Origin of the sequence: Thalassobaculum sp., from assembly GCF_040219215.1 — a bacterium.
Lineage (GTDB): Bacteria > Pseudomonadota > Alphaproteobacteria > Thalassobaculales > Thalassobaculaceae > Thalassobaculum_A.
In genome coordinates this window covers 219,166-245,006 of sequence record NZ_JAVJSX010000022.1, presented here as the reverse complement: position 1 = coordinate 245,006, position 25,841 = coordinate 219,166, and the positions used below count along the sequence as shown (strand labels likewise).

Here is a 25,841-nt window from a genome sequence, read left to right as displayed (position 1 = left end):
AGGCCGCCTGATGGCCAACAAAATCTACCCCGATGCGCGGTCGGCGCTTGATGGGGTGCTGTTTGACGGCATGTTGATCGCCGCCGGGGGGTTCGGCCTGTGCGGCATCCCGGAACTGCTGCTGCAGGGCATCAAGGAGGCGGGCACCAAGAATCTCACCTTCGCGTCGAACAATGCCGGCGTGGATGATTTCGGCATCGGCATCCTGCTGCAGACCAAGCAGGTGAAGAAGATGATCAGCTCCTACGTCGGGGAGAACGCTGAGTTCATGCGGCAGTATCTCGACGGCGAGCTGGAGGTCGAGTTCAACCCGCAGGGCACGCTGGCCGAACGGATGCGGGCCGGCGGTGCGGGCATTCCCGGCTTCTACACCAAGACCGGTGTCGGCACCGACATCGCCAAGGGTAAGGAGCACAAGGAGTTCGACGGAACCACCTACATCCTGGAGCGCGGGCTGGTCGCCGACCTGTCGATCGTCAAGGCCTGGAAGGCCGATGACACCGGCAACCTGGTGTTCCGCAAGACGGCGCGGAATTTCAATCCGCCGGCCGCCAGCTGCGGCAAGATCTGCATCGCCGAAGTGGAGGAGATCGTACCGCGCGGCTCGCTCGACCCGGACATGATCCATCTTCCGGGCATCTACGTGCACCGCCTGATCCAGGGCGAGCATGAGAAGCGCATCGAGCAACGCACCGTGAGGGAGGCCTGATCATGGCATGGGATCGCAATCAGATGGCGGCCCGCGCCGCTCAGGAGCTGGCCGACGGCATGTATGTCAACCTTGGCATCGGCATCCCGACGCTGGTCTCCAACTATATTCCTGAAGGGGTCGACGTGACCTTGCAGTCCGAGAACGGGATGCTCGGCATGGGGCCCTTCCCGCTGGACAACGAGGTCGACCCCGACCTGATCAATGCCGGCAAGCAGACCATCACGGAGCTCGCGCGGACCGCCTACTTTGACAGCGCGACCTCGTTCGGGATGATCCGCGGCGGCAAGATCGCGATGGCGATCCTCGGCGCCATGGAAGTGGCGGAGAACGGCGACCTCGCCAACTGGATGATCCCCGGCAAGCTGATCAAGGGCATGGGCGGGGCGATGGACCTGGTGGCTGGCGTCGGCCGGGTCGTCGTGGTGATGGACCACACCAACAAGAAGGGTGAGTCGAAGGTGCTGAAGGCCTGCACCCTGCCGTTGACCGGCGCCGGCGTCGTCGACCGGATCATCACCAACCTCGGCGTGCTGGACGTTGTGGAGGGCGGGCTGAAGCTGGTCGAGACCGCCCCCGGCGTCTCGACCGAGGAACTGGTCAACGCAACAGAGGCAACCCTGGTCTGATGCGCAGGTCGGAACTGCCGCGGCTCAACCGCGGCGGTTCCGACTTCCAGCGTCGACGAGCCTTGCTGGCTCGATCAGCAGCGTTCAGGGAAACCTGACCTGGTTGTGCAGGGTGCCGGTCGAGAAGAACCGGCTGAGGTTTGTGAACAACGCATCCATCTTCTGTCGCATCGCGTCGCGGGTACCCGCCGAGATGTGTGGCGTCAGCACGACGTTCGGCAGCGTGAACAGGGGATTGCCGGCAGCTGGCGGCTCGACCTCAAAGACGTCGAGCCCGGCGGCCAGGATGTGCCCGGAGATCAGGCCATCGGCCAGCGCCGCCTCGTCGACGATGCCGCCCCGGGCGGTGTTGACGACAATCGCGCCGGGCTTCAGGCGCTCCAGGGCCGACCGGCCGATCAGGCCCCGCGTCTGTTCGGTCAGCGGGACGTGGATCGACAGCACGTCGGCGGCACGCAGCACGTCGTCCAGGGCGCCGCGCCGCAGGCCCAACTCGCAGGCCCGCTCCGCCGGCAACTCGACGCCCGGATCGGCATAGATTCCGGCGCAGCCGAACCGCTTCAGACGGTCGGCGACCGCTTCGGCGATCCGGCCCATTCCGACATAGCCGATCGTCTTGCCATACAGTTCGCGCGACACGCCGCGCAACGTGTTGACATGCCATCGGCCGTGCCGGAGCTCGGCGTCCGCGTACGGCAGCCGCTTGGCTGCCGCCAGCATCAGCAGCACGGTGTGCTCGGCCACTCCGATCGTGGTCCCTTCCGGCGTAAGGGCCAGCGGCAGGCCACGGCGTCGGATCTCCTGCCAGTCCGTGGTGTCCTGCCAGCCGACTCCTTGGTGATGGACGATGCGCAACCGGGTTCCAGCGTCGATGTGTCGTTTGCGTAATGGGGCGGCGGCGCAGATGACTGCCTCGCACTCGGCGATCTTCGAACAGCGCTCGGAATCGTCATCGCCGTCCAGGAACACCAACTCGAACTTCCGTCCGCCGGCCTCCGCGATCAGGTCGTACAGGTCGCCCGATCCGAAGCTGTTGTAGAAGACCCTGATGCGCGGTTCGGACATAGGGGATACCTCAGTCCACGAACCGGACGCCGTCCCCGGCCAGCACCGTGTCCAGCCATCCGGGCTGGCATGCGCCGTCGGCGACCGTGCGCTCCATCTGCGCCTCCTTGTCGGCCACCGCATTCAGTTCGCGCCCCACTGCGTCGATCCGGGCGAACGGCACTACCACGACCCCGTCGATGTCGCCCACCAGCAGGTCGCCGGCGTTCACCGACACCCCGCCGAGGGTGATCGGCAGACCGATCTCTCCCGGGCCGTCCTTGAACGGCGAGTTGGGCGACAGGCCGCGTGCGAAAGTCGGTATCCCGACCTGATCGATGCCGGCGACATCGCGCACCAGCCCGTCCGTGACGGCGGCGACGATCCCGGCGTTGCGCGCCATGCCCAACAGGATGTCTCCCATCACCGATGCGGAGTCCGAGCCGTCGGCCGCCACGATCAGCACGTCGCCGGGTACGGCGAACTTCAAGGCGGCATAGGGTGCGAGGTTGTCGACCGGGCGGGTCCGGACGGTGAGCGCCACACCGACGAAGCGGGTGACCTTGGAGATCGGCCGGACCCAGTGGGGCAGCGCCCCTCGGCGGCCCAGCGCGTCGACCACCCATCCGGTCGGCGCGGACTGGAAGGGTGCGAGTTGTGCCGCGCTCGGGCGCGGGAAAGTCCGTCGTATGGTCAGTGTCGCGGGCTCGGCCATCGGCCTATGTCTCCTCACGTTCGCGTTGCGCGGTCATCGATCGCCCATCGGCATCGAACACATGCGCCAGGGCCATGTCGGCGAAGAACTCCGTGCGGGTGCCGATCGCCACCTCGCTGTCTCCCGGCAACCGGGCGATCATCAGCGGCTCGACGTCGGGCAACCGCAGCGAGACCAGAGTCTCCGCGCCCAGCGCTTCGACCTGAACGACCTCGCCAGTGATCGCTACCTCGGTCGAGGAACCGGTCGGCCGGACGGTCACGCGCTCGGGCCGCAGACCCAGCGTCATCGCCAATCCTGGAGCGGACGGGATAGTGCGGTGCTCCGGAATGTCGAACCGCATCCCGCCGACCCGCAGTCGACACCCTCCGGGAGCGTCCGTCGCCGTGCCTGGCAGCAGGTTCATCGGCGGGTTGCCGAGGAAGCCGGCGACGAAGGTGTCGGCCGGCGTGCGGTAGACCTCCATCGGACGGCCGACCTGGGCGATGCGGCCACCGTTCATGATGCAGATGCGCGTACCCAGGGTCATCGCTTCTACCTGGTCGTGGGTCACGTAGATCATCGTTGCCTGCAGACGGCGGTGCAGGGCCGAGATCTCGGCGCGGGTCGATACCCGCAGGGCGGCATCCAGGTTGGACAGCGGTTCGTCAAACAGGAACACCTTGGGGTCGCGGACGATGGCCCGGCCGACCGCCACGCGCTGCCGCTGGCCGCCGGACAGGGCGTGCGGCTTGCGGTCCAGCAGCACCGTGAGGCCAAGAATTTCCGCCGCGTCGCTAACCCGCCGGTCGATTTCGACCCTCGGCATCTTTCGGCGACGCAGGCCGAACGCCAGATTGTCCCTGACCGACATGTGGGGGTACAGCGCGTAGGACTGGAAGACCATGGCGATGTCGCGGTTCTTCGCGGGGATGTCGTTGACCACCCGGCCGTCGATCGACACGGTTCCCTCGGTGATCGCCTCCAGCCCGGCAACCATGCGCAGCGTCGTGGTCTTGCCGCAGCCGGAGGGGCCGAGCAGGACCATGAACTCCCCGTCGGCAATCTCCAGGTCGATGCCAACGGCCGCCGGCGGGTGGTTGCGGTCGTAGCGCTTGGTCAGTCCATCGAGTCGTACGACGGCCATTGGAATCCTCGTTCTGCGGGCTACTTGACCGCGCCGGCGGTCATGCCCTGGATCAGTCTTTCAGAGAAGAAGCCGTAGATGATGATGACGGGGATGATCGCGATCATCAGGCCGGTGGCGATCATCCCGATGTCCTCCTGGGTGTCGCCGAGGAAGCGCTGGATGCCGAGCGGCAGTGTGCGGCTGTCCTCGTCGGTGATCAGCACCACGGCGAACAGGAACTCGTTCCACAGCAGGATGAAGTTCAGGATCACCGCGGTCGTCACCGCCGGCATCGCGATCGGCAGGGCGACCCGCCAGAAGATCTCCCAGTCCGAATAGCCGTCCATCCGGGCGGCGTCGAAGAGGTCCGAGGGAATCCGGGCGAAAAAGCTCTCGAGAATATAGATGGTCAGCGGCAACTGGATCGCGACGTAGACCAGCACCAGCCCGAGCTTGGAGTTGTACAGCCCGTAGTTCACCAGGATCTGGAACAGCGAGATGATGGTGACCTGGGGCGGGAAGATGATGGTGGAGAACAGCACGAAGTAGATCAGCCGGTTGAACCGGAACCGGTAGCGGGCCAGACAGTGTGCCGCCATCGCGCCGATCAGCGTGACGATCACCACTGCGGCAACCACGACCTCCACCGAGTTCAGGAAGTACGTCGCGTAGTTCGAGTTGAACCAGGCGTCGGGATACTTTTCCCAATGGATCGGGTTCGGCAGCGCGAAGTGATCGAGATGGATCTCGGTGGTGGTGCGCAGCGACAGCATCGCCGCCCACAGGAACGGGCCGGCCGCGAACATGGTGTAGCCGCAGAGGATCAGAAGGACGAGCGAGCGTTTCATTGAGTCCATGACCGGCCTCAGTATTCGAGCTTGTCGCGGGTGCGCAGCGCCCGGGTCAGGACCAGGACCGTCGCCAGCACGATCACGAACCACAGCGAGGCGATGGTCGACGGATAGCCCAGGTCGAAGGTGCTCCATTCAAAGGCCCGCTTGTAGACGTAGGTCGAGACTGTCTCGGTCGACCACAGCGGGTTGCCCTTGGTGGTGATCCACACGAGGTCGAAGATCTTCATCTTACCGATGAACGACAGCACCACGAGGTTCAGCAGGGTCGGGCGGACCAGCGGCAGGATCACGAACACCAGCTTTTCGGTCCAGCCGCAGTTGTCGAGCTCGGCCGCCTCGATCACCTCGCGCGGCAGCGAATGCAGGGCCGCCAGCATGACCACCATGTTGAATCCAACCCACATCCAACTGGTGACGAAGATCAGGGCGGGCAGCGCGGTGTTGGGGTCGCCGAGCCAGGGACGGGCCAGGGCGTCGAGGCCGATGGCGCGCAGCGCCACGTTGATCGGCCCCCAATCGTAGTTGTAGATCCACATCCACAGGATCCCGACCACGATGTAGGACATCAGAACTGGGGTGAACCACGCGATCCGGAACAGCCGCGCGCCGGGAACCTTGGCATACAGCGCCAGCGCCAGCAGCGTCGCGATCGTGACCTCGACCAGGGGCGACGTGGCGGCCCACACGAAGGTATTGCGGACCGCGTGCCAGAAGATCTCGTCGTGGACCAGTTCGACGTAGTTCTCCAACCCGATATAGACTTCGCGCCGCGGCAGGACCTTGTGAAAGCTGTTCCAGAAGGTCCGGATGGCCGGGTACGCGGTCAGCGCGACGTAGAAGGTCAGCGCCGGCAGCAGGAAGACGATGATCGCCCCCCACGGCTTGCGCAGGCCGTCGTCCCGGGCGCTGAAACCGGTAGCGGATGCCATTGCGCTGTTCCTCAATGGATCGCAGGGATGAGTCCGGGAGCGCCCGCCCGATCGGCTGGCGCTCCCGGGAGAGGATGGACGCTCAGTAGGCTGCGGTCATCTGCTTGACGGCGTCGGCAACCGAGATGTTGCCGGCCGGCAAAGCGCTGTTGATTACCTGCGTGAACACCTCCTTCGGCTTGCCCGTCATCACCTGGATCGGGGTACCGAAGAAGTACTTGGCGTCCTTGTTGGCGGCGTCGATCATCGCGAAGTACTCCCGGGCCCGCGGATCCTGGATCTTGCTCGGATCGCTCTTGATACCGGTCTGCACCTTCACGTGCTCGAGCCAGCGGTTGCCCACTTCCGGAGTCAGGAAGGAGTTCAGGAAGGTGATGACTTCCTTCGGATGCTTGGTGTCGGCGTTGCCCACGTAGCTGCCGCCGACCGCGATGGACCGGCACTCGTTGCATGCCGCCCCCGGAACTGCCGGGAACTTCATGATTCCGAGCGGAAAGTCGACGGGCTGACCGCCCTTGTCAGGCTCGTTGAACGCCCGCGAGGTGTACCAACTGCCGTTCAGGAACATCAGGGCGCCGGGGTTGGTGTGGAAGTAGACGTGCGCCTCAGCCAGCTTCAGGGTGGTGAAGGTCGTCGGCAGCAGGCCGGAATCGGTCAGGTTCTTGACCCAGTTGAGGGTCTCGACGACCCGCGGGTCCGACCATGGCAGCTTGCCCGCCAGCAGCTTGCCGTAGTCGGCGAGCCCGAGCTTCTTGACCAGCGCCTCGTGGGACAGATGCGCCCCCGGATACGGTCGATCCCCGACGCCAAGCGACATCGGCGTGATGCCCTTGGCCTTCGCCTTGCTTACCACCGCGGTGAAATCGGCCGGAGCGAACTGCAACCCCGCCGGCACCGCCACGTCGAGATCGGCCATGGTCTTCTTGTTGTAATAGAGTTCGACAGTCCACGCCTCGAGCGGGAGACCGTAGGGCTTGCCCTGGTACGTCCAGGCGTCCTTCGCCCATGGCTCGACCGCGCCCCAGTTCAGCGATGACAGATCGAGCAGGAAGCCGTTGTCCATGTACTCGACCTGATCGGGCTCGGCGTAGAACAGGTCGGGGGCCTGTCCGGCCCGCAGCGCCGTCTTCAACCCGGCATAGAGCGCGTTCTTCTCGTACCAGGTGGTCTTGATCTTGATGGTCGGGTTGTTGCGTTCGAAATCGGCGATGGCGGCCTCGACGAAGGATCGCTTCGGCGCTTCAGCCGCCCAGTGACTCCACATCGTCAGTTCGGTCACCGGCTGCGCCGAAACCGAAGTGCCCAGTAACGCCGTTCCCAGAACGGTCGCCGAAAGCATGCCTGCGAGTCGGTTACCCATCGAATCCTCCCAAGATTTCTTGGCGACGCGTCCCGGTCTCGGAACGCACCTCGTCAGCCTCTTGCCGAGCCCAAGGAACGATAGAAACTGGAGATACAGATTGTCAATTTTATTATTAATAATATCATCAACAATCGAATTCCCATCATTTGTGCTATGTGGGCGGGAGAAGGGACAACGGACGCGAAGCATGACAACGCAAGTGCAATCGGATCGGGAGCGGGACGCCGAAGCGTCCCAGGAGCAGCTGGTCCAGACGCTGGAGTCGGAGATCCTGTTCGGCCGGCTGCGGCCACGCGAGCGGCTGGTGGAAGACGCGCTGATCCAGCGCTTCGGCGCCAAGCGGCATCTCGTGCGGCAAGCGCTGGCCGAGTTGGAGCGCATGGGCATCGTTGTCCGGGTCCCCAACCGCGGAGCCATGGTTCGGGACTTCAGCGCCCGCGAGGTCGAGGAGATTGCCGAGATCCGCGAGATCCTACAGCGGCGGGCGGCCCAGAGGATGCCGCTGCCCGGGCCGGAGGCGCTGGTTGTCGACCTGCAGCACGCCCAGCACCGTCACGACCAGGCAGTCACGACCCGCGATCCGCGGGCGATCGATCTGGCCAACGAGGCTTTCCATGCCCTGTTGTTCGGCGCCTGCGGCAACGACCATCTCTGCGAAGCGATCGCGCAGTACGCCTATCTGTCCCGCGCCATGCGGCTCTACCCGATGGTCGACCCGCCGTTGCTGGAAACCCTGCGAGCCGAGCACTGGGCGATGATCGAGGCGATCCGGACGGGCGACCGCCAGCGCCTGATGGTGCTGGTTGTCGACCACATCCAACATTCCAAGAAGATCTACCTGGAGGTCCGCCGCTCGCTCGACCCCGCCATCAACGGATAAGCACAACTCGGCTCGGCAGAAGTCTTCCGGGGGCTCCTCGTCGCTCCCGGACCGGGTCCGCGTCAGGTCTTGTTGATCGACACCCCGCCATCGACCAGCAGGGTCGTGCCGGTGGTGAAGCCTGACGCGCTGGAGGCGAGGTACAGCACCGACGGCGCAATCTCCTGCGGCGTCGACGTGCGCTTGAGCGCATGCATGCCGCGCACGAACGCCCACGCTTCCTCGCTGTCCAGCATCTGGTGGGCCATCGGGGTGTCGGTGCCGCCGGGCAGGATGGCGTTGACCCGGATGCCCTGGGGCCCGTACTCGACGGCCAGCGTCTTCATCAGCCCGATCATCCCGGCCTTGCCTGCGGCATAGGCCGCCGTGCCCGGCATCCCGGCGGTGTGGCCGACGAACGACGAGGTGAAGATCACTGATCCGCCACCGCGCTCCAGCATGGCGGGGATCTGGTGCTTGGCCCCCAGGAAGGCGCCGGTCAGGTTGATCTCCAAGGACTCGGCCCAACCGGCCAGCAGGACCTCCGAGGTCGGCCCCATCGGGCCAAGGGTTCCGGCGTTGTTGAAGGCGATGTCGAGGCCGCCGAACCGCCCGGTGGCGGTTTCGACCAGCGCCGCGGCGAACGCCTCGTCCCGGACGTTTCCGGCCAGCGCGACCGCCTCGCCGCCGTCGGCTTCGATCTCGGCGACCAAAGCGTCGAGTTCGGCCTGACGGCGCGCGGCTGCCACGACCTTGGCGCCTTCCTGGGCAAACAGCAGCGCCGTGGCGCGGCCGATCCCGGAACTGGCTCCGGTGACGATGGCAACCTTGTCGGCGAGGGTTTTGGTGGTCATCGGCTTCTCCTGTTCAGGTTCGGACGCCGGTGCGTCCGCCAGCCCAAGGTGCCGATCCGAGGCCGTCGGTTCATCCCGCGGCTTGCCCTGCAATTCGGTTTGCGCGGCGGCGGCGAGACCATGAACAGAGAAAGGGCCGCCGGGATGGCCCGGCGGCCCGAGAGGCACAGGAATGAGTCCTACGAAAGCGTCAGGTCAGCTGCCGACCTCTCCGTTGATGACCGGACCGAACAACTCCCAGCTCGTCCCGTTGAACTTGCCGAGTTGCATCTGTTCGATCGGGAAGAAGTCCTTCGGGCCGGTATTGATCTTGATGCCCGGCAGCAGCATGCCGAGTTCCAGGTCCTTCAGGCTGGCCGCCTGCTTCATGACGTTCGCACGTGTCAGCTCGTCGCCGCACTGCTTGAGGGCCTGAACCAGGGTCTGCGCCACGGTGTAGCCGTAGACCGTGAACGACGACTTCTTGTCACCGTCGGGATGGTGCTTGTCCATCCAGTCGCTCCACGCCTTGTAGCCGGCGTCGGTCTGCCACTGCGGGTCGGTCGGGTCCTTGGTGTAGAACGACGAGATGATGCCGATGCCGTTCTCGGCGCCGGCCGGGTTCATGACCGAGCCGACCGAGTTGGAGACGTTGTTCAGGAAGTGCGTCGGCTTCCATTCCAGTTCGGCGACCTTGCGGATCGCCTGGGCGGCGAATTTCGGGGTCGTCACGTTGAACAGGACGTCCGCACCGCTCGCCTTCAGCTTGATGATCTGCGAGGCGATGGTCGGCTCGGTGGTCTCGTAGCTTTCCTCGGCCACGATCATCTTGCCGGCCATCGAGCCCAGGCCGTCCTTCATGCCCTGGACGTAGTCCTTACCGTAGTCGTCGTTCTGGTAGAGGATCGCGATCTTGGCGTTCGGCAGGTTCTGCTTGATGTAGTTCGCGTAGATCCGACCCTCGGTCTGGTAGTTCGGCTGCCAGCCCATGGTCCACGGGAAATTATCCGGGTCGCCCCACTTGGTGGCGCCGGTCGCCACGAACAGCTGTGGCACCTTCTCGCGATTCATGTAGGCGTGCACCGCCGAATTGGTCGGCGTGCCAAGCGACTGGAAGACGAACAGCACCTGGTCGCTCTCGACCAGCTTGCGGAACTGCTCCTTGGTCTTCGGCGGGCTGTAGCCGTCGTCGAGCGAGACGAAGTTGATCTTGCGGCCGTTGATCCCGCCGGCGGCGTTCACCGTGTCGAAATAGGCGGAGATCGTCTTGCCGATCTGGCCGTAGGCCGATGCCGGGCCGCTGTACGGGTTGGTGTTGCCGATCTTGATCTCGGTGTCGGTGGCGCCGGTGTCGTAGGTTCCGGCCATGGCCGCTGCGGGCAGCGACAGGCCGGCGATCGTAAGCACGGCGAGGGCTAGTCTTCTGTTCATGAGTTCTCTCCCTTCGAGACGTGTTGTCGGCGGTTCCTCACGCCTTGTTGTTGTCGCGGTCGAGCCGGCGGCGCAGATGGGTGATGCCGAGACGCACCAGCCCCGCCGCACCCGACGGCATCAGGTAGATGACGAGCAGGATGATCACGCCGAACAGCACCCCGGCGAGGCCAGTGGAGATGCCTTCGGCAAGATTGGGCACGTACAGAACGAAGGCCCCGCCGATCACGGCGCCGGGTATCCAGCCGACGCCGCCGATCACCAGTCCGATCAGGAAATAGACCGACAGCACGAAGGTGAAGCTGTCGGGCGCCACGTACTCGACCACAATGGCGCTGAGCGCGCCCGCGACCGCCGTCAGCAGCGCGCTGACCCCGAAGGTCAGGGTTTTGTAGAGCGCGGTATTGACCCCCATGGTGGCCGCCGCGATCGGGTTGTCGCGGATTGCCATGATCGCCCGGCCGGTCCGGCTGTTGATCAGGTTCCGCGCCATCCAGAAGGTGAAGAGGGTGATGGCCAGGGTGACATAGTACCACCACTGGTCGACGCTGAACGGCAGGTCGAACGGTGCCGAGTCCTTCAGCAGGTTGATGCCCTGAACGCCGCCGGTGAAGTCCTCGAAGTGGTTGTACTTGAGCAGTTGGGGGGTTGCGACCGACAGCGCGAACGTCGCCAGCGCCAAGTACAGCCCGCTCAACCGCAGGGCCGGGAAACCGAACAGGAACCCGGCGGCGAAGCCGAGGCCGCCGGCAACCGGAATGGTCAGGTAGGTCGACACTCCGTAGCGTTCGACCAGGATCGCGGTGGTGTAGGCGCCGATTGCGAAGAACGCGCTGTGGCCGAGCGAGAACTGGCCGTTGAATCCGGTCAGGATGTTCAGCCCGAGGATCGCGATCGCGTAGATCAGCACCAGGGTGATCTGGAAGGTCTGGAAGCTGCCGAGCGTCCAGGGCAGCACCACCGCCACCAGGATCGCGATTGCGGTGGCCGTGCATCGCCAGCCGTCGGCGGTCAGGCCGGCGATCCGGCGCTCCGGGTTGACGCTCTGCGCCGTGACTTGGGTTTCCGCCGCCATCGCCTAGACCCTCGTCACGGTGGTTCGCCCGAACAGCCCGCTCGGCTTGACCATCAGCACGCTGATGATCAGGACCAGGGCAACCGTCAGCTTGAGCTCGCTGCCGACGAACGGGATGTAGGTTCCGACCAGGTTTTCCAGCACGCCGACCATGAACCCGCCGGCAACCGCGCCGGCCGGGTTGGTGATGCCGCCGACGATCGCCGCAGCGAAGCCATATAGAAGGATGCCCAGCATCATGTTCGGCTCAAGGAATACTACCGGTGCGATCAGGATACCGCCGACCGCGCCGATCGCCGACGCCATGCCCCAGCCGAGCGCGATCATCCAGCCGACGGAGATGCCGCACAGCTTGGCTGATTCCGGATTCTGCGCGGCAGCCCGCATGGCAAGGCCGACGGAGGTGAACCGGAAGAACAGGTACAGCAACGCCAGCATGACCAGCACGACGCCGATCATCCCGATCTCGTGATAGCCGATCAGCCCGCCGATCGATCCCTCCGGGAACGGGCTCGCCATCGGCTTGATGGTGAAGTCCCAGACCCAGCCGGCGCCGTTGTTCAGGATGAAGAACAGCCCGAGGAACGCGATGATGTGGCTCAGTACCGGTGCCGAATGGAGCGGGCGGAACAGGATGCGTTCGATTGCGATGCCGCCGGCGAACGAGATCGCGATGGTCAGCGCGAAGGCCAGCCAGTAGGGCAGGCCGGCGTCGATCAGCGCCCAGCAGATGAAGGTGCTGAACATCGCCATCTCGCCCTGGGCGAAATTGAAATGGTCGATGGCTAGGAAGATCATGACCACCGCCAGAGCCACGGCGGCGTAGATCGCGCCGGTGGCGAGGCCGGAGAAAATCTGGTGTAGAAACAGCTCCATCCGATTTCCTCTCAGTAGCCGAGATAGGAGCGGCGCACCTGCTCGTCGGCGACGATCTCCTTGGCCGGGCCGCTCATCGCAACGCGGCCGGTCTCCAGCAGGTAGGCGGTGTCGGCAAGGTCAAGCGCGAGGGCGGCATTCTGCTCGACCAGGAGCATGCTCACCCGTTCTTCCTCATTGATCCGGCGCAGGATGCGGAACATCTCGCGCACGATCAGCGGGGCGAGGCCGAAGGACGGCTCGTCCAGCAGCATCAGCCGCGGCCGCAGCATCAGGGCGCGGGCAATTGCCAGCATCTGCTGCTCGCCGCCGCTCAAGGTGCCGGCCTGCTGCAGGCGCCGTTCGCGCAGGACCGGGAAGTAGCTGTACATCCGGTCCAAGTCGGCTTCGACCGCATCGTGATCGCGCCGGCTGATGGCGCCGAGCCGCAGGTTCTCCTCGGTGCTCAACCGGGTGAAGGTGCCGCGCCCTTCCGGAACATGGGCGACCCCGCGCCGGGCGACGGCCTCTGTGGTCAACCCGCTGATCGCTTCGCCGGCCAGCGTGACGTGTCCGCTGGCCCTGACCATGCCGCAGACCGCGCGCAGCGTGGTGGTCTTGCCGGCGCCGTTGGCGCCGAGGATGGTGGTGATCCCGCCTTCCTCCAGCGCGAAGCTGATGCCGTGCAGGACCTTGGTCGGGCCGTAGTAGGCGGCGAGGTCCTCGACCTGGAGCATGACCGCCATGTCAGTGGGTCTCCGTCTCGTGGCCCGAACCGAGATAGGCGTCGATCACGCTTGGGTCGCTCTGCACCTCGGCCGGCGAGCCCTCGGCGATCTTGCGGCCGAAGTTCAGCACCACGACCTGATCCGACACGCTCATCACCAGGTTCATGTGATGCTCGACCAGCAGGATCGAGATGTGGCGGTGGTCGCGAATGCGCCGGACCACGTCCTTGAATTCCTCGACTTCGTCGTGGTTCAGGCCGCCGGCCGGCTCGTCGAGCATCAGCAGGGTTGGCTTGGCCGACAGGGCCCGGGCCAGTTCCACGCGCTTCTGGGTGCCGAACGGCAGGGCCGCCACCGTCTCGCCGGCTATGTCGTCGAGCCGCAGTTCCTCCAGCAGCGCCATTGCCTCGTCGCGCAGCGCCGTCTCGCGCCGCCGCATGCCGACCAGGCGAAGCGCATCGCTGACATAGTTGCCCATGGTGCGGGCGTGAGCGCCGATCAGCACGTTGTCCAGCACCGACAGCTTGCCGAACAGCGCGAGGTTCTGGAACGTGCGGCCGAGGCCGATCTTGCTGATCCCGTGGATCGGGCTGTCGAGGATCGGCTTGCCGTCGACCCGGATGCTGCCGGAATCGGCCTGGTAGATCCGGCTGATGCAGTTGAACAGCGTGGTCTTGCCGGCGCCGTTCGGACCGATCAGGCCGGCGATCGCGCCGCGTTGCACGCTGAACGAAACTCCGTCCAAGGCGACGATGCCGCCGAACGTGACCCGCACGTCCTCGACATCCAGCAGTGGGACTGCCGCCCCCGTCATTGCGGACACCGTCGGCGATATATCGCCACGCCGGTTCGTGCGCACCGGGTCAACCAGATCATGCCTTCCTCCCTGATCCTCGGGCGGTCGTTGGTGTGCCGCCGTTTCGGATCGCAGCTGCGGGCTGGTGCCGCAGGCTGCATGGTCGACAGTTTGACCGGCCCGGAAACCGTGTCAAACAAAATGAAATTATATTCCGTATATCGGAAATGTTTTCATCAAACCCCGGCTGTTGACCGCAGAACGGCGGTCGGTGTGGCGGTTGGACCGGCTGTGAACAGGTCGCGGCGGATGCGTTCGGCCATGTCGGCGAGGGCCGGTCCGAACTGCCGCTCGATCACCGACTGGGTCAGGCGCTGGCTCGCGCCGCCGCAGTTAAAGGCCAGGATCTGCGCCCCGCCGTCCATGGCCACCGCGACGCCGGCCGACGAAATGCCATGGTGCCAGGCGCCGAGTGACAGGCAGAAGCCCTGGGTACGGTACTGCTGCATGGCATCGTCCAGGGACCGCCGGGTCTCCTCCCAGCCGTCCGGGTCGGCGTCGCACAGCCGGCGCAGCACGATCTCGCGTTCGCGCTCGGGCAGCACCGAGATGTACGCCCGGCCCATGGATGTCAGGGCGATCGGCACACGCGAGCCGACGCCGAGCCGCAGAATCATCGGCCCGGCCCCGTGGCAGACCTCGATGTAGATCATCGACAGGCGGTCAGGGGTTCCCATGGCGATCGCGCAGTCGGCTGCGTTCGCGAGGGCCTGCATGTGCGGCCGGGCCGTGGCGCGCAAGCCGGACGCCGCCAGATGGCGATAGCCAAGGGCGAGGATGCCGGCGCCGAGCTGGTACTTCTCGAATCGCGGCAGGTAGCGCATGTAGCCAAGAGCCGTCAGGGTCTGGGTCAACCGCGATACCGTAGAGCGTGGAATGCCGGTGCGTTCGGCCAACTCGCCATTGCCGAGCAGTTCGTCCTCCGGCCGGAAAGCCCGCAGGATCTCTAGCCCGCGGGCCAGGGCAGTCACGAATCCCGGATCGGACTCGCGGCCGGTTTGCCAGTGGTCGACTGAAGCGATCCGCGGTCGTTTTGGTGGGCGAGCCATCCGGCGCTCCTACCGCGGGGCCGCAACGGCGCGGGCCGGTTCCTGGTCTCGATGTGCCGTCATGCGCACCTCGCAGTCCGTCGATCCGACTGTACGTTGGCGTCGATCATACGGCGCCGCCCGGGATCTGGGGAGTCGCCATGTCGGACCGTCAGACGGATCTTCTACTTCGGCGTGTCGCAGAAGCGCTCGAGCCAGACGCCATCGGGGTCGCGCTCGTCACCGGATGGCAGGGACCCCTGCGGGTCGCGTGCCCAGGCGGCGATGTCGGCCACGACCCGGTCGCCCTTCAGGTCGCGGAACAGCATGTGATAGCCGTCGGGATACAGCACCACGCGCAGATCATGCCCGCTGCCCGGGCGTTGCCGCAGCTTGCGTAGCATGGCGCATGTCGGCTTTTTCGGGACCAGGTCGTCCTTGCCGCCGTAGAGGACGAGCAGCGGACCCGTCACGTTCGGGATCGCCGCCTGGGCGGCGTCCATCAGGTCGACCAGCCCGTAGACGGCATCGACCCGCGGATTCTTCAGGAACAACGGATCGCGTGCCAGCCTGCGCAGCATCTCGATGTTGTCCGACGGCTTGAACGGCAGGCCACGGGGGTTCAGCGGCAGCCAGGGAATGGTGTGCCCGGCGAGTTCGAGTGCCCAGGCCTGATAGGCGGGCATCCACTTTCGGCCCCAGACCGCCGGCGCCGACAGGATGGCGCCGTCGGCTGCCGGCGCGCCGGCCATCGCCAGCAGGGCGACGGCCCCGCCCATGCTCTCGCCCATCAGATAAACCGGCCGGCCCGGCATCTCGCCGCGGACAAGGCCGACCAGTGCTCGGGCGTCGTCGACCATCGCCTGGGCGCCATGCCACCGCCCCCAGGCACCGGCTCGGCCGAAGCCGCGCTGGTCGACCGCGAACACCGCGACCCCGGACCTGGCGAGGGTCGGCCCGAAGTCGGCGAAGGCGTTGCTGTAGTCGCCGAACCCGTGCAGGGCCACGACCGCCGCCACCGCCTCGCCGTGCGGGCGCGAGACCCGGACCGGCAGCCGCATGCCGTCGGCCATTACCGCCCAGTGGTCATTGATCAGCCAGGGCTGCCGGTCGGACGGACCGGACGCGACAACCATCGGCGCGCAGGCCGACAGCAACAGCGATAGGATCAGGGCGAGAACGGGGAGCGCGGGGCTCCGCTCAGGCGGCATGCTCGTCCGAGGGGACGGCGGATGATGCGCTTCCGGTCAGCGCCAGGAAGATATCCTCCAGGTCGCTTTCCCGCGTCTCAATGTCCGCGACGTGCAGCCCGGAGGCTTGGACTGCACCCAGCAGGCGCGGCAGGCGGATTCGGCTCTTGGCGTAGGCGACGTGCAACCGGCCGTCGTCGAGCAACGTGAAACCCAGTTCGGCCAGCGGCCCCGGTATCGCCTCGACACTCTCATCGACGGTGACCAGCAGCTCCTTGCGGTCAAGGCGGCCGACCAGGTTTCGGGTGGTGTCGCAGGCGACGATGGTGCCGTGATCGATGATCGCCACCCGGTCGCACAGCGCTTCGGCTTCTTCCAGATAATGGGTGGTCAGCAACACCGTGACACCGGTGTCCCGCAGGGCGCGGACGTTGTCCCACAGCTTGCGGCGCAGCTCGACGTCGACGCCGGCGGTCGGCTCGTCCAGCACCAGGATCGGCGGGTTGTGGACCATGGCCTTGGCGACCAGCAGGCGGCGGCGCATGCCGCCGGACAGCGAGCGGGTGTAGGCGTCAGCCTTGTCGGTCAGGCCGACCGTTTCCAGGATCTCGGCGGTTCGTCGTTCGGCGGTGGGCACGCCATACATGCCGGCCTGCAACTCCAGGGTCTCGCGCGGCGAGAAGAAGGCATCGATGTTCAGTTCCTGCGGCACCACCCCGATCGCCGCTCGGGCGTTGCGCGGGTCCTGGTCGATGTCGATGCCCCAGACCCGGGCCTGGCCGGCGCTCTTCACCACCAACCCGGCAAGGATGTTGATCAATGTTGACTTGCCGGCGCCGTTCGGTCCCAGCAGGCCGAACATCTCGCCGCGACGCACGTCCAGGTCGATGCCGTTCAGGGCGTCCTTGCCGGGCCTGCCCTTGCGGCCCGCATAGGTCTTGCGCAGCCCGCGGATCTCCAGCGCCAGTGATGGAGCCGAGTCGGTCGAAGGTGCTGTAACGCCGCCGGGGAACGGCGTTACGGTGGCGGACTGGCTCGTGGGCGGAGTGCTCTTGGCAACGGGCATGGTGGCCGTGAAATCCTTGCGATCGGCGCCGCTCTGCGTATCATCCGGCACTGCGCTGGACAAGCGCCTGACCGTCCCGCATATGGGGCGGCGGAGCGCCACGTCCAGCCGGCGCCGCGTCGGGGGAGTGTTTCATGGCCCAGCCGTTCGAGACCATCGAGGTCACCAGCCACACCGTCGCCTGTGATGGCGGGGGCGGTGCGCTCGGCCATCCGCGGGTGTTCCTGGAGATCGACGAGGACATACACAAGGTGGTGTGCCCGTACTGCTCGCGCACCTATGTTCTGGTGGAGAAAGCCGAGGACGGTCGCGCCGCGTGAGCGTTCTGCATCCGCATCACTGGATCACCTTCGGCCAGTTGCCGTCGGCTGACTTGATGTGGCCGGGAATGTCCTTGACCCATTTGGTCTGAACCTCGGCGTTGTAGTTCAGGTACAGCTTGCCATCGACGATCTTCCAATGCGCCGGGTCGCCCTTGGCGGTGTAGCCCTGGGAGACCGCCCAGGCACAATAGCCGCCATACTGCGGGGCGTACTTTGCGGGCTCGGCGTCGAACGCCGCCTTGTTGGCTGCGGATGCGAAATGCCAAGTGGCGCCCTGGTAGGAACTCCTGAAATTCGACGAACCCTCGACCGGCTTGCCGTCGGTGAAATAGGCGACCGGGTCGTACCCGTTCACCGCCAGGCTCGACAGGAAGCCGGTATAGACCGGAGGTTCGGCGGCGTGCAGCGGGGCGACGGCGGACGGGCCTGCGAGCAGCAGAGCCAGCGGCAGCAGGACGGCGAAACGGTGAAGCATCACAGGATCCTCTCCGACACAGCGAGTCGTTGGTTTGCCGAGAGAATGCCTGGGAACGCCGAACGGTTACGGTGACCGCCGCGCACCGGACGCGCAGTCGATGCAGGTTGGGACCGTGAGGTCGACGGCGAGGCGTTTCGGCTCGATCTCTTCGCCACAGGCGACGCAGTAGCCATAGTCGCCGTCGTCGATTCGTTTCAGCGCGGCGCGGACGCGGTCGATCTGCTGGCCGCGCAATCGCTCGGTCGCCTGGGCCATCGCCTGCATCTGCATGGCATCCATTCGCGACAGGCGACCGACTGATGCCTGGTCCAGTTCGACCGGCTTGCGGCTGTCCGCAGTGCTGTCGGTCGACCGCTGCAACTCGTCTAGGCGTTCGGTCAGCGCCTGCCTGGTGCCTTCCAGATCGATTTCCGCCATCCCACTGCCCTTGCCCCATCGGCGTTGCGGAGTAGAGTCCGGCACCGCGTCCGAACCCGTGCGAGAAAGGCCGAACGATGGCCGAGTCCGATCCGAAGCCCGAGACCGCCGCTCCGCCGCCCGCCGCGAAGGAGCAGAGCCATCTCTATCTGGTGGACGGTTCGGGCTACATCTTCAGAGCCTATCACGCCTTGCCGCCGATGAACCGGCCGGACGGCACGCCGGTGAACGCGGTGTTCGGCTTTTCCTCCATGCTGGTCCGGCTGATCGACGACCTGGACGCCGACCACGTGGCGGTCATCTTCGATGCCGGGCGGACCACGTTCCGCAACGAGATCTACCCCGAGTACAAGGCCCAGCGTCCGGAGGCGCCGGAGGACCTGATCCCGCAGTTCTCGCTGATCCGCGATGCCACCCGCGCGTTCAACGTGCCGTGCATTGAGATGGACGGTTTCGAGGCCGATGACCTGATCGCGACCTACTCCCGGCTGGCGAGCGAGCGCGGCTGGCGGGTCACCGTGGTGTCGTCCGACACGGACCTGATGCAGCTGGTCAAGGAGGGGATCGACATGTTCGATCCCATGAAGAACCGGCCGATCGGCCGGGCCGAGGTGATCGAGAAGTTCGGAGTGCCGCCGGAGAAGGTGATCGACGTCCAGTCGCTGGCCGGCGACAGCGTCGACAACGTGCCCGGGGTGCCGGGCATTGGCATCAAGACTGCCGCCCAACTGATCGAAGAATACGGAGATCTCGAATCGCTGCTGGCTCGGGCTGGCGAGATCAAGCAGCCGAAGCGCCGCGAGAACCTGATCGAACATGCCGAGAAGGCGCGGATATCCAAGCAGCTGGTTACTCTGCGCGACGACGTCGAAATCCCGGAACCCCTTGAGGATCTGGCGGTCCGGCACATCGATCCCGTTATGGTGCTGCCGTTCCTGAAGGAACAGGGCTTCAAGCGTCTGGTCGCCCGCTTCGAGAGCGAGGAAGCGCAAGCCGGCGGCGGCAGTTCCGAGACGGTGGCAATCACCGAGCCGGCGGGCGAGGCGGCCGGATACGAGCTGGTGCAGGACATCGCCGATCTGGAACGCTGGATCGCCGTGGCGGAGGACATCGGGACGGTGGCCTTCGACACCGAGACCACCAGCCTGGACTGCATGCGCGCCGACCTGGTCGGCGTGTCGCTGGCGGTGGCTCCGGGCAAGGCCTGCTACATCCCGTTGCGCCATGTCGGTCGGCAAGCCCAGGGCGACCTGCTTGGTGCCGGGCCTGCCGAGGAAGCGCCGAAGCAGATCCCGTTCGACACCGCGATGGCTCGGCTGAAGGACCTGCTCGAGAATCCGGCGGTGCTGAAGATCGCCCACAACGCCAAGTACGACGCGCTGGTCCTGAGCCGGCCCAAGAACGGTGGCATCACCGTGGCGCCGATCGACGACACCATGTGCCTGTCCTATGTGCTGGAAGGCGGCATGCACGGCCACGGGCTGGACGAGTTGGCGGCCCTCCACCTGGGTCACACCAACATCAAGTTCGAAGAAGTCTGCGGCAAGGGCAAGACCCAGATCGGGTTCGCCGAGGCGCCGATCGACAAGGCCTGCGCCTATGCGGCGGAGGATGCCGACGTCACGTTCCGTCTGCACGCGCTGCTGAAGCCGAGGCTGGTGCCGGAACGCATGACCACGGTCTACGAGACCCTGGAGCGGGCGCTGATCCCGGTGCTGGCCGGGATGGAGCGCAACGGCATCAAGGTCGACCCGACCATCCTGCGCGACATGTCGGCCGACTTCGCCAAGCGGCTGGTTACCCTGGAAGGCGAGATTCACGAGCAGGCCGGCGAGCCGTTCAACGTCGGCTCGCCCAAGCAGCTCGGCGAGATCCTGTTCGACAAGATGGGGCTGGCCGGCGGCAAGAAGGGCAAGACCGGCGCCTACGGGACCGGCGCCGACGTGCTGGAGACCCTGGCCGCCGAAGGGTCGGACTTCGCGCGCAAGGTCCTGGACTGGCGCCAGATCGCCAAGCTGAAGTCGACCTACACTGACGCGCTGGTTGAGACCATCAACGCCGAGACCGGGCGGGTCCACACCTCCTACTCGATGGTCGGAGCGGCGACCGGCCGACTGTCGTCGAACGATCCGAACCTGCAGAACATCCCAATCCGCACCGAGGAGGGGCGCAAGATCCGCACGGCGTTCGTGGCGGAGCCGGGCAACGTGCTGCTGTCGGTCGACTACTCGCAGATCGAACTGCGGCTGGTCGCCGACATCGCCGGGATCGAGAGCCTGCGCAAGGCGTTCCTGGACGGCATCGACATTCACGCCCAGACCGCTTCTGAGGTGTTCGGCGTGCCGCTGTCGGAGATGACGCCGGACATCCGGCGCAAGGCCAAGGCGATCAACTTCGGCATCATCTACGGTATCTCGGGCTTCGGGCTGGCCCGCCAGCTCAGCACCCCGCAGGCCGAGGCACAGGCGTATATCAACGCCTATTTCGAGCGGTTCCCCGGGATACGCGACTACATGACCGAGATGAAGACCTTCGCGCGCGAGCACGGCTTCGTGGAGACCAAGTTCGGCCGCAAGGTGCACATCCAGGCGATCCGCGACAAGAACCCGGCGATGCGCAATTTCGGCGAACGCGCCGCGATCAACGCGCCGATCCAGGGCACCGCCGCCGACGTGATCAAGCGGGCGATGGTCCGCCTGCCGCCGGCGCTCGACACGGCGCAGTCAAAGGCCCGCATGCTGCTGCAGGTCCACGATGAGCTGTTGTTCGAGGTGCCGGAGGACGACGTCGAGGCGACTTCTGCCCTGGTCAAGGAGGTGATGGAAGGGGCCGCCGCCCCGCACCTGAACCTGTCGGTCCCGCTGATCGCCGAAGCCGGCTGGGGCAAGAGCTGGTCGGAGGCGCATTGAGCAAGCGCCCGCCGACCGCCGGTCCCGTCATCGGCTCGTCGACGGCCCGTCGCACTGGTAGCCGAGCGCGTCGCGGTTGACGGCCAGTGCGCGGGAGTACTCCATCACCCGAGCCACCTCGGTGGCGACCGTCTGGCCGTGGCTTCTGGCAAGACAATAGAACATCGCATCGAGACCGAGCGTGACCCCGCCGCTGGTGACCATGCCGCCGGAGTCGACCAAGGTGGCGGCAACGGCGTGACCGGCCTTCAGGCTGTCCAGCGGAGAAGCCTCTCCCGCAAACACCTCGCGCTTCGTCGTCGCCCGCTTGTCGGCCAGGCGTCCGGCGGCGGACAGGATCATCGCCCCGGTGCACATCGACGTGATGCGCGCCCGGGTGCCGCGAATGAAATCAAGCGTTTCCGGGTCTTCGGCGGCCCGGGTCCAGCCGGGGCCGCCGGTGACGATCAGGTCGGTCAGAGTGTCCGGCGCCGAGGCGTAGTCGTGGTCGGCCAGGACCCGAAGGCCATTGGCACACACGACTTCTCCGCGGCGACGGGCAATGCCGGTGAATGCCAGTCCCGGTGCGATCCGGGTGGCCATCGACAGGACGCCGAACGCTGCGCCGACGTCGATCGGCTCGACTCCGTTATACAGCAGGATCCCGTACATCTCGGCCCCTCTTACTCCAGCGTCTCGAACAGCCGGGCCAGCAGCTTGGTGCGGGGTACCAGGCACGAGACCAGCAGGTGTTCCTCGTGCGTATGCGGGCCGTCGCCGACCACGCCGAGGCCGTCGAGCGTCGGAACACCCAGCGCGCCGGTGAAGTTGCCGTCGCTGCCGCCACCGGCGATCCGCTCGCCGACCAGCTCGAAACCAATCTCGCGGGCGAGGCCGGCCGCCGTGTCGTACAGCTTCTGGATTGCCGGTGACTTGGCGTAGGGCGGTCGGAACAGACCGGGTGTCACCTCCACATGCACGTCCGGATCGACCGGCTTGAGCGCCAGCAGCCTGGCGCGGACCTCCGCTTCGTCCGCGGCGGTCGCCACCATCGCCAGGACCTTCGCTTCGCAACGGATCGGCACCTGGTTCTCGTGGCTGCCGCCGGCGATCGTGCCGACGTTCAGGGTGATGTTGCGGGTGTAGTCGGTCATGGCCTCGATCGCGAGGACCTGATGTGCCATCTCGCGGATCGCGCTGCGCCCTTTTGCGTGGTAGGCGCCGGCGTGGGCCGGGCGGCCGGTGACCTTGACGTGGTAGCGCGCGATGCCGTGCCGGCCGACGGTGGTCCGGCCGCCGTCGCCGGACGGCTCGACCACCAGCGCCAGCCGGTGCTTCACCGCCTCGGCCTCGATGCGCTCGCGCGAACTCGGGCTGCCCATCTCCTCGTCGGGGATGAACATCACGGTGACCGGCAGGCGGGGCCGCCCGCCGCGGGCTTGGATATGGGCCAGCGCCTGCAACGCCATCACGTTGCCGCCCTTCATGTCGTAGATCCCGGGGCCGTAGGCCTTGTCGCCCTCGACCCGGTACGGCAGGGGGCCGGCCAGCGTGCCGACCGGGTGCACGGTGTCCATGTGGCCGAGCAGCAGGATGCCGTCGCCGTTGGTCTCGCCGGGGATCCGGCCGATCAGGATGTCGGCGAACCCGTCGCGCCCGGGCACCCGCTCGATCGACGCACCGATGGCGCGCAGCTGCTGTTCGGCCAGGTCGGCGACCCGGTTCACCGCCGCGCTGTCCTGGGTCGGGCTCTCGATCTCGACCCACTGGCGCACGGCGGCCAGCAGCGCGTCGCTCGTCAACTCGCGCATGGCCCTGGCCTCAGTTCAGCGATTGGCGGGTTTCGAACACCATCGGCGACAGTTGGTCTGCGGTGCGCCCGGCCCAGTCGAGACCCGGTATGTTGCGCATCGAGCGCGCCTGGGCGGCCTGCAACTCGTCCAGGGCGGAGCGCAGGTCGATGGTCGTGACATCGCCGTCCTTCACGACCTGCCGGCCGTCGACATAGACGTCGCGCACCGCCCGGTCGCAGGCGGTGAACACCAGGGAGCGGATCGGTTCGCGCACCGGCATCATCGAGGGCGCGGTCAGGTCGACGCACACCAGGTCCGCCTTGGCGCCGACCGAGAGCTTGCCGATGTCGTCGCGGCGCAGGGCACGGGCGCCGCCGACGGTGGCGGCGTTGAAGATGTCGGAGGTGTTCAGGTCGTCGACCGTCTCGGCCACCGCCCGGGCGACGGTGCCGACGTTGCGCATCTCCTCCAGGAAGTTGTGCGGGTAGGTGTCGGTTCCGATGCCCATGTTGATGCCCTCGCGCACATAGCCGCCGAAGGTCTTGAGCGCGATGCCCCGGCGCATGAACACGGTCGGGCAGTGGGCCACGGTGGCGCCGGAGTCCGCCAGCAGGCGCAGGTCGTCGCGGGTCGACCAGTGCACCCACGGGTGATGGTCGAGGAAGATGCCGTGGCCGATGATGCTGTGCTCGCCCAGCACGCCGATGTCGTCCATCCACTGGATCGGGGTGCGGCCGTGGCGGCGGATCATCTCCTGGAACTCGGTCACCGACTGGGCCGCGTGGGTCTGCCAGGGCAGGTTCTTCTCCAGCGCGTAGTCGTAGGCGTCGCGCAGCAGGTCGGCCGAGCAGGTGTCGATCTGCGACGGCGCCATCATGCCCATCAGCCGGCCGGACGGGTGCTGGTTGGCCAGGTCGATGGTGCGGCGCGCCTTTTCGAACCCGGCGCGGCCGGCTTCCTCGTTCCAGTCGTATTCGAGCTGGTGGCCGTTGCGGGTGAACCAGCGGGCATCGCGGAACGCCGGAGCGACGCAGGCCCGGATCCCGGATTCCGCCAGCACGTCCAGCCAGGCGTCGAACGGCGCGGAGAAGTCGACGACCGTGGTCACCCCGCTCTTCAGCAATTCGGCCATGGCGACCCGGACGCTGGCGGCGAGGCCCTCGGGGTCGTTCTCGAAGATCGTCAGGAACTCGTAAAGCGACGAGTGATAGAAACCGGGGCTGCGGATCTCGTCGGTGATGCCCTTGCGCAGCGGCTCGCTGGTCGGGTGGCTGTGCACATTGATCATGCCGGGCATGACCATCAGGTCGGAGCCGTCGACCTCTGTCGTCGCCTCGCCGGTCCAGCGGCCGCCGACCTGGGCGATGCTGCCGTCGGTGAACGCCACGTCGGCGTTCTGCAGGTAGACGTGGCGGTGATCCCGCTCGCTCCAGGCGACGATCCAGGCGGCGTTGCGGATGACGGTGGTGGACGGCATGGCGAACTCCGGGACGAAAAGGGGCGTCAGGCGGGGAGCAGTGCTCGGCGGGACCGGAAGCAAAGCACGCGGCAGGGCCGGTGGCCAAGGGGGAGCGTGCCTGTCCGGTCAGCCTGAGCGCCGGGACCGCCGAAGCAGGATCGGTCCGGCTAGCGCGATGAGCCCGGCGCCGGCCATGATGCGGCCGCCTGCGCTGCCGAACCTGGCCCGTCTACGTCCGTCGTCGTTCAGTCCGCTCCGACGGACCTACCGGTAGCCCGTTGTATCCGCCGGCTTGCCGACGTCCTGGACCTCGTCAATGTAGCGCCAGGCGTCTGGGCAAGACCCGTCAAGATCGGTGACGCCGTAGATTCGGGCCAACTGGCCGCTGGACAGGGATTGGCCGTTCCACCGCGCCCGGTCGGGGTCGGCCGCCAGGGCCGCCAGCGTGCGGCCGATGAACCGGGGTGTCTCGGAGATTGCAAAGTGCGGCGACACAGCCGTCGCGTCACGCCAGTTCGCCTCGGTTACCTGGTAGTTGTCCAACATCATCTCGGAACGCAGCCAGCCCGGCGTGATCGACACCGCCGTCGCGCCGTGGGGCTGCAGGTCTTTGGCGTGCGCCCAGGCCATCCGGGTCGCCGCGACCTTGGCAAGATCGTAGAACGGCGACAGCCGGTAGTTCCGGGCGTTGTAGTCGGCGGTGCCGTCCGTCACCTCGACCAGCAGGCCGCCGGGACGTTCGATCAGCAGGGGCAGGGTGTGATGTGCCGTGATCAGGTGGGTGTCGATGCCGAGTCTCAACAGGCGCAGACCGTTCTGGAGATCGTGCTCCCAGACTGGCTTGTTCCACTCGAACAGCTTCTCGCCGCCCCAGATGTCGTTCACCAGGATGTCGAGCCGGCCCTGATCGGTTCGAATCCGCCCGACCAGCTCTTCGACCTGTTCGCTGACCAGGTGATCGACCTGGATGGCGATGCCGTTGCCGCCTGCCGCAGAGACGAGTTCGGCCGTCTCCTCGATGGTTTCCGGCCGACCGTATTCCGATTGCTGGCCGCGGGTCGTACGGCCGGTGACATAGACCGTCGCGTCCGCAGCGCCGAGCTCGACCGCGATGCCTCGTCCGGCCCCGCGGGTGGCGCCGGCGACCAGGGCGACCTTTCCTTTCAGTGGCATAAAGCTCTCCCAGCATCGCATCATGACTGCCGACAGGG

At 66.4% G+C, this 25,841-nt stretch carries 26 protein-coding genes; 5 read left to right on the top strand and 21 right to left on the bottom strand.

Annotation, left to right across the window (positions count from 1 at the left end; all coding sequences use genetic code 11):
- Window positions 1–10: 10 nt before the first annotated feature.
- Window positions 11–709 carry a CoA transferase subunit A gene (locus RIC54_RS16750; protein ID WP_350090425.1) on the top strand — a complete coding sequence of 233 codons (699 nt, stop codon included), beginning with the start codon at window positions 11–13 and terminating at the stop codon, window positions 707–709.
- 2 nt (window positions 710–711) lie between these two features.
- Window positions 712–1,338 carry a 3-oxoacid CoA-transferase subunit B gene (locus RIC54_RS16745; protein ID WP_350090422.1) on the top strand — a complete coding sequence of 209 codons (627 nt, stop codon included), beginning with the start codon at window positions 712–714 and terminating at the stop codon, window positions 1,336–1,338.
- 84 nt (window positions 1,339–1,422) lie between these two features.
- On the opposite strand, the gene RIC54_RS16740 is transcribed toward RIC54_RS16745, so the two are convergent.
- The 6 genes from RIC54_RS16740 to RIC54_RS16715 form a co-directional block, all read right to left on the bottom strand.
- Window positions 1,423–2,403 carry a 2-hydroxyacid dehydrogenase gene (locus tag RIC54_RS16740; protein WP_350090419.1) on the bottom strand — a complete coding sequence of 327 codons (981 nt, stop codon included), beginning with the start codon at window positions 2,401–2,403 and terminating at the stop codon, window positions 1,423–1,425.
- A 10-nt stretch (window positions 2,404–2,413) separates the two neighbouring features.
- Window positions 2,414–3,097, bottom strand: coding sequence for an RraA family protein (locus RIC54_RS16735; RefSeq protein ID WP_350090416.1), 684 nt, complete (start codon window positions 3,095–3,097; stop codon window positions 2,414–2,416).
- A 4-nt stretch (window positions 3,098–3,101) separates the two neighbouring features.
- Entirely contained in the window at window positions 3,102–4,223 is a 1,122-nt protein-coding gene (locus RIC54_RS16730) for an ABC transporter ATP-binding protein (RefSeq protein WP_350090409.1), read from the bottom strand.
- A gap of 20 nt (window positions 4,224–4,243) precedes the next feature.
- Window positions 4,244–5,062 (bottom strand): carbohydrate ABC transporter permease, encoded by an 819-nt coding sequence (locus tag RIC54_RS16725; protein ID WP_350090406.1) that lies wholly within the window; start codon window positions 5,060–5,062, stop codon window positions 4,244–4,246.
- Window positions 5,063–5,070: 8 nt separating this feature from the next.
- Complete coding sequence (locus RIC54_RS16720; protein WP_350090403.1) at window positions 5,071–5,988, bottom strand: carbohydrate ABC transporter permease; 918 nt, start codon at window positions 5,986–5,988, stop codon at window positions 5,071–5,073.
- An 82-nt stretch (window positions 5,989–6,070) separates the two neighbouring features.
- On the bottom strand, window positions 6,071–7,348 hold the full coding sequence (locus RIC54_RS16715) for an ABC transporter substrate-binding protein (protein WP_350090400.1): 1,278 nt from the start codon (window positions 7,346–7,348) through the stop codon (window positions 6,071–6,073).
- 190 nt (window positions 7,349–7,538) lie between these two features.
- Between RIC54_RS16715 and RIC54_RS16710 the strand changes: the two genes are divergently transcribed.
- Window positions 7,539–8,231: a GntR family transcriptional regulator gene (locus RIC54_RS16710; RefSeq protein WP_350090397.1), complete on the top strand. Its 693-nt coding sequence runs from the start codon at window positions 7,539–7,541 to the stop codon at window positions 8,229–8,231.
- 62 nt (window positions 8,232–8,293) lie between these two features.
- Here the strand turns inward: RIC54_RS16710 and RIC54_RS16705 are convergent, their stop codons facing one another.
- The 9 genes from RIC54_RS16705 to RIC54_RS16665 form a co-directional block, all read right to left on the bottom strand.
- Entirely contained in the window at window positions 8,294–9,064 is a 771-nt protein-coding gene (locus RIC54_RS16705; protein ID WP_350090394.1) for an SDR family oxidoreductase, read from the bottom strand.
- A gap of 195 nt (window positions 9,065–9,259) precedes the next feature.
- On the bottom strand, window positions 9,260–10,474 hold the full coding sequence (locus tag RIC54_RS16700; RefSeq protein WP_350090391.1) for an ABC transporter substrate-binding protein: 1,215 nt from the start codon (window positions 10,472–10,474) through the stop codon (window positions 9,260–9,262).
- A gap of 37 nt (window positions 10,475–10,511) precedes the next feature.
- Window positions 10,512–11,549, bottom strand: coding sequence for a branched-chain amino acid ABC transporter permease (locus RIC54_RS16695; RefSeq protein WP_350090388.1), 1,038 nt, complete (start codon window positions 11,547–11,549; stop codon window positions 10,512–10,514).
- Window positions 11,550–11,552: 3 nt separating this feature from the next.
- Window positions 11,553–12,425 carry a branched-chain amino acid ABC transporter permease gene (locus RIC54_RS16690; RefSeq protein WP_350090385.1) on the bottom strand — a complete coding sequence of 291 codons (873 nt, stop codon included), beginning with the start codon at window positions 12,423–12,425 and terminating at the stop codon, window positions 11,553–11,555.
- Between the two features lie 11 nt (window positions 12,426–12,436).
- Entirely contained in the window at window positions 12,437–13,150 is a 714-nt protein-coding gene (locus tag RIC54_RS16685; RefSeq protein WP_350090382.1) for an ABC transporter ATP-binding protein, read from the bottom strand.
- Window position 13,151: 1 nt separating this feature from the next.
- Window positions 13,152–13,946, bottom strand: a complete 795-nt coding sequence (locus RIC54_RS16680) for an ABC transporter ATP-binding protein (protein ID WP_350090379.1) — start codon at window positions 13,944–13,946, stop codon at window positions 13,152–13,154.
- 218 nt (window positions 13,947–14,164) lie between these two features.
- Complete coding sequence (locus RIC54_RS16675) at window positions 14,165–15,037, bottom strand: IclR family transcriptional regulator (RefSeq protein WP_350090376.1); 873 nt, start codon at window positions 15,035–15,037, stop codon at window positions 14,165–14,167.
- Window positions 15,038–15,201: 164 nt separating this feature from the next.
- Complete coding sequence (locus RIC54_RS16670) at window positions 15,202–16,227, bottom strand: alpha/beta hydrolase (RefSeq protein WP_350090373.1); 1,026 nt, start codon at window positions 16,225–16,227, stop codon at window positions 15,202–15,204.
- Entirely contained in the window at window positions 16,217–17,272 is a 1,056-nt protein-coding gene (locus RIC54_RS16665) for an ABC transporter ATP-binding protein (protein ID WP_350090370.1), read from the bottom strand. Before RIC54_RS16665 ends, RIC54_RS16670 begins: the two co-directional genes overlap by 11 nt.
- A 134-nt stretch (window positions 17,273–17,406) precedes the next feature.
- Here RIC54_RS16665 and RIC54_RS16660 point away from each other — a divergent pair, with 134 nt between their 5' ends.
- Window positions 17,407–17,592 carry a zinc-finger domain-containing protein gene (locus tag RIC54_RS16660; RefSeq protein ID WP_350090367.1) on the top strand — a complete coding sequence of 62 codons (186 nt, stop codon included), beginning with the start codon at window positions 17,407–17,409 and terminating at the stop codon, window positions 17,590–17,592.
- Between the two features lie 16 nt (window positions 17,593–17,608).
- Here the strand turns inward: RIC54_RS16660 and RIC54_RS16655 are convergent, their stop codons facing one another.
- A complete protein-coding gene (locus RIC54_RS16655; RefSeq protein ID WP_350090364.1) occupies window positions 17,609–18,070 on the bottom strand; it encodes a YHS domain-containing (seleno)protein in 462 nt (153 codons plus the stop codon).
- 66 nt (window positions 18,071–18,136) lie between these two features.
- Window positions 18,137–18,490, bottom strand: a complete 354-nt coding sequence (locus tag RIC54_RS16650) for a TraR/DksA family transcriptional regulator (protein WP_350090361.1) — start codon at window positions 18,488–18,490, stop codon at window positions 18,137–18,139.
- A 77-nt stretch (window positions 18,491–18,567) separates the two neighbouring features.
- Here RIC54_RS16650 and polA point away from each other — a divergent pair, with 77 nt between their 5' ends.
- Window positions 18,568–21,399 carry a DNA polymerase I gene (gene polA / locus RIC54_RS16645; RefSeq protein ID WP_350151219.1) on the top strand — a complete coding sequence of 944 codons (2,832 nt, stop codon included), beginning with the start codon at window positions 18,568–18,570 and terminating at the stop codon, window positions 21,397–21,399.
- A 27-nt stretch (window positions 21,400–21,426) separates the two neighbouring features.
- Here polA and RIC54_RS16640 read toward each other — a convergent pair whose 3' ends face one another.
- The 4 genes from RIC54_RS16640 to RIC54_RS16625 form a co-directional block, all read right to left on the bottom strand.
- Window positions 21,427–22,050 (bottom strand): DJ-1/PfpI family protein, encoded by a 624-nt coding sequence (locus RIC54_RS16640; RefSeq protein ID WP_350090355.1) that lies wholly within the window; start codon window positions 22,048–22,050, stop codon window positions 21,427–21,429.
- 11 nt (window positions 22,051–22,061) lie between these two features.
- Window positions 22,062–23,189, bottom strand: a complete 1,128-nt coding sequence (locus RIC54_RS16635) for a M20/M25/M40 family metallo-hydrolase (protein ID WP_350090352.1) — start codon at window positions 23,187–23,189, stop codon at window positions 22,062–22,064.
- 10 nt (window positions 23,190–23,199) lie between these two features.
- Entirely contained in the window at window positions 23,200–24,648 is a 1,449-nt protein-coding gene (locus tag RIC54_RS16630) for an amidohydrolase family protein (RefSeq protein WP_350090349.1), read from the bottom strand.
- Between the two features lie 246 nt (window positions 24,649–24,894).
- On the bottom strand, window positions 24,895–25,803 hold the full coding sequence (locus tag RIC54_RS16625) for an SDR family oxidoreductase (RefSeq protein ID WP_350090346.1): 909 nt from the start codon (window positions 25,801–25,803) through the stop codon (window positions 24,895–24,897).
- Window positions 25,804–25,841: the final 38 nt, after the last annotated feature.